Here is a 3,772-nt window from a genome sequence, read left to right as displayed (position 1 = left end):
GAGAAGATTAATCTCTTCTCTATGTACTCTGCTTTTGGTAAACACAAATCTGAAACCGCCCTATGCGACATCGCTTGTACGGTGGTGTGAGAGGGAGGTGCTGCAATGCGCCTCTCTACTCGATTAATAAATATCAAATCTACCTAATATTATTATTCATTATATTCTTATCTGCTGATGCCTGTTTTATTTTTATAGCAAATGCTACCTATGGGAAAAAATTATCATTTGATAATTTAAAAAATATATCTTCTAAGGCAATCAATAGCGTACGAGCAGATAGTAAAAACTTAACTAAAATCTTGAAAATTGATATCAAACCCTTAAATAAACAAAACGATTTTATAATCTTCCTAAGATTAGATAAAACACTGCATTTTAAGAAGTTAGCTGTTCGAATATATAATGCAGAGGATAGAATGACAGTTAAAAATTTTATTTTTGATTTTACTAAACAAAATTTATATAAGATAAGGCTCAATTCATCAAATTGTAACAGATGTGTGCTCAAAGTAAATTTAACAGATAACTTGAATCATCACTATTTCTTAGCCTATAGGATGATTTTTGACAAAGCTAATTATAGGATTGTACAGATAAATTAAAATGTTTAAATATTCTAATAGCAAAATTATTGACCAGAATGTAAATAAAGTTTTTGAAGTAGTAATTGACGTTGAAAATTATCCAAAATTTATACCATGGTGTTATGGAGCAAAAATTATTTCTAAATCAGAAAATGAAATTATAGCTGACCTAATTATACTATTTAAAGCTGTAAATTTAAAATACACATCAAGAGTTATAATAGAAAATAACATAAAAAATACTGGAATTGCTTTAATTGAAACCAAAATGATCAAAGGTCCCTTTAAATTTCTTGAATCAAGTTGGAAGTTAAAAAAGGTTGATGAAACAACAACATTTATTGATTTTAATATAAAATTTTTACTAAAATCCAAATTATTAGAAAAATTATTAACTAAGTTATTTAATAATGCATGTTCGAAAATCCTAAATTCTTTTAATGACCATATAAAAAATTCACCATAATTTATTAAAATTACAATTAAAAGGAGCCAATTTTAGAAAAACGTGTTATAAGGTAGAACTCCTATTTTTTATAAATTATTCGATTTATGACTAAGCTTGTTGGTATACTGAATTACAATTCAGATTCTTTTTCCGATGGTGGAAAGTATAATAACCTCCGAGATGCAAAATACCGTATTGATGAGTTGTTTATAGAAGGGGCTGATATAGTTGATATTGGAGCAAGTGCTACTTCCTATGGAGCACCTTTAATATCAGAACCTGAAGAATTAGCAAGACTGAAACCTTTATTAGAAGAAATAAGCCCTAAAAACATCAGTATAGATAGTTATCACTACACCACTATGAAGTATGCTGTGGACAAAGGTATCACATATATAAATGATGTAAATGGTGGTAAAGATCCGAAGGTATTAGAAATTGTTGCCGCAAACCACAACTTAAACTATATCTGCATGAAAAGTATAGTTTTGCCAGCTGATAAAAAAATACGTATTGAATCAACTAGCGAAATTTATGATTGGGTAGGCAAAAAAATTGAAGAGTGTGAAAAATATGGAATTCAAAAAGAACGCCTTATTATTGACCCAGGCTTAGGATTTACTACCAATTCCAATCAATCAATGGATATATTAAAAAATGTTAAAGATTTAAAAGAATATGGGATCAAAATATGCATTGGTCATTCAAGAAAATCTTTTTTTGAAGCGATACAAGAATATGAAGTCTATGATAAAGATATTGATACTTTAACAGCATCTCTTTATCTACTATTTCATGAGATAGATTATGTTAGAATTCATAATGTTAAAATGCATAAAAGGTCTTTTATAATTTTTTCTAGTTTGCTAAATAGAATTGATTAATCATGCCAGCACTGCTTTTTGAAATTTACTCTGAAGAAATACCAAGTGAAATGCAAGATTTTAGTGCTAGCAAGCTTTTCAATAATATGCTTGAAAAATTGCACAAGCTATTTCAAAAAGAATTTGAGGGACAGTATTTTTTTACTCCAAAAAGAATAGGGTTTCATATATTAGACATACCCAAAATAGTTGATAGCACTTCTTCGGAAATTAGAGGGCCAAAAATAACTGCCTCTGAAAAAGCAATAGAAGGCTTTCTTAAAAAATATAATATAAAAAATACTTCTAATCTCATAGAAAAGGATGGCTATTATCACTATAATGAAATATCAGAAAAAAAATGTATCAAAGAGATTATAAAAATAGCACTTGAAGAAATCATTGCAACATTTGTATGGCCAAAATCTATGAGATGGGGAAGGTATGATATAAAATGGATCCGACCAATCCATTCAATATTATGTTTATTTGACAAAGAAGTTATACCAGTAAATTTTGGTCACATTACCGCAAGTAACCAAACATATGGCAAAAATAAAGTTATAAATATTGATTCTTTTGCAACATATAAACAAAAACTAGAAGAGTTTGGTATCCATATTTTCCAAGAAAAAAGACTAGAAATAATTAAAACTCAAGCTATCAGCATTTGTAAATCATTAAATATTTCTATAATAAATGATGATGAGCTAGTAAAAGAAGTTGCTAATTTAGTAGAATCTCCTCACGTTACTATTGGCAAAATTGAAGAAAAATTCATGAAATTGCCTAAAGAAATTTTAGTATCAATGTTAAAATTTCACCAAAAATATTTAATGACACAAGATAAAAACGATAATTTAGCCCCATATTTTATTATTGTTTCAAATGTTATGACAGATGATAATTTAAAAACTGTGATTGCTGGAAACGAAAAGGTTTTAAGATCTAGACTTTCTGATGCTCAATATTTCTATAATCAGGATCTAAAAACAAACCTCATCGATAAATTTGAAAAGCTAAAAAAGGTTACCTTCCACCATGAAATAGGTAGTTATTATGATAAAATAAAAATGGTAAAAGAAGTTGCTCTAGACATTGCTAAACAAACTAAAACTAATAATAAAGATAGGATTGAGCGAACATCATTATTAATAAAAGCAGATTTAGTTACAGAAATAGTAAATGAACTACCTGAACTACAGGGTATAGCTGGATACTATTACGCTTTGAATGATAATGAAGGAACTGATGTTGCAAACGCAATTAAAGAACATTATCTACCACAAGGTCCTAGCGATAAAGTTCCTAAGGAAGCTTTAAGTATTATAATGGCATTAGCAGATAAAATAGTTACTTTAAATTCCATGTTTGAGATTAATATTAAACCAACAGGCTCTAAGGATCCTTATGCATTAAGAAGAGCAGCTATCGGTATTATAAGAATTGTTTGTTCTAATGAATTGGAAATTAAACTAAACCATTTGATTAACAAAAATGTGGTCGACTTCATCAAAGAAAGAATTGAAATCTTATCAAGTAAGGACAAAAATATATATTCTATTGATTTACAATACATCAATAACTCTCTATAAACCCCAACTCGGGATTAGATTGCATCTAGAAAGTAGTTGAGAGGATGATTGTAGCAGCACGTCCATTTAATTCTCAAAGTAATTCAACAAAAGATCCGACTCGCGCTTGAGCGCGAGCCCCCAGGCGGGCCTTTTAATTTTTTATAATTATGGAGGCACCGTCAAGTTAATGGAAATATGGCCGCAACACAACCCTGACCCTTAAATTTTAGGCAGCAGCTATCTCTTGGATAGCTTCATCCCAAATAAATTTAGCTTTTTGAAAATTCTCTCTTTGGA

Annotated in this window: 3 protein-coding genes; all 3 read left to right on the top strand. The window is 29.1% G+C overall.

Going from position 1 to position 3,772, the window contains the following annotated elements:
- The first annotated feature begins 606 nt into the window (after positions 1 to 606).
- Positions 607 to 1,053: a type II toxin-antitoxin system RatA family toxin gene (locus L8D11_RS04085; protein ID WP_236870401.1), complete on the top strand. Its 447-nt coding sequence runs from the start codon at positions 607 to 609 to the stop codon at positions 1,051 to 1,053.
- 86 nt (positions 1,054 to 1,139) lie between these two features.
- Positions 1,140 to 1,919: a dihydropteroate synthase gene (folP, locus tag L8D11_RS04080; protein ID WP_236870400.1), complete on the top strand. Its 780-nt coding sequence runs from the start codon at positions 1,140 to 1,142 to the stop codon at positions 1,917 to 1,919.
- A gap of 2 nt (positions 1,920 to 1,921) precedes the next feature.
- Entirely contained in the window at positions 1,922 to 3,493 is a 1,572-nt protein-coding gene (gene glyS / locus L8D11_RS04075; protein WP_236870399.1) for a glycine--tRNA ligase subunit beta, read from the top strand.
- The last annotated feature ends 279 nt before the right edge of the window (positions 3,494 to 3,772 follow it).

Source organism: Candidatus Bandiella numerosa (genome assembly GCF_021811875.1).
GTDB classification, from domain to species: domain Bacteria; phylum Pseudomonadota; class Alphaproteobacteria; order Rickettsiales; family Midichloriaceae; genus Aquirickettsia; species Aquirickettsia numerosa_A.
Note: the sequence above shows the minus strand (reverse complement) of the source record. Positions and strands in the feature narration are given on the sequence as shown.

What these genes read in the sequence shown, in the direction of transcription:
- glyS (WP_236870399.1), top strand. Translation starts at nt 1,922, where the DNA reads ATGCCAGCACTGCTTTTTGAAATTTACTCTGAAGAAATACCAAGTGAA.
- folP (WP_236870400.1), top strand. Translation starts at nt 1,140, where the DNA reads ATGACTAAGCTTGTTGGTATACTGAATTACAATTCAGATTCTTTTTCC.
- L8D11_RS04085 (WP_236870401.1), top strand. Translation starts at nt 607, where the DNA reads ATGTTTAAATATTCTAATAGCAAAATTATTGACCAGAATGTAAATAAA.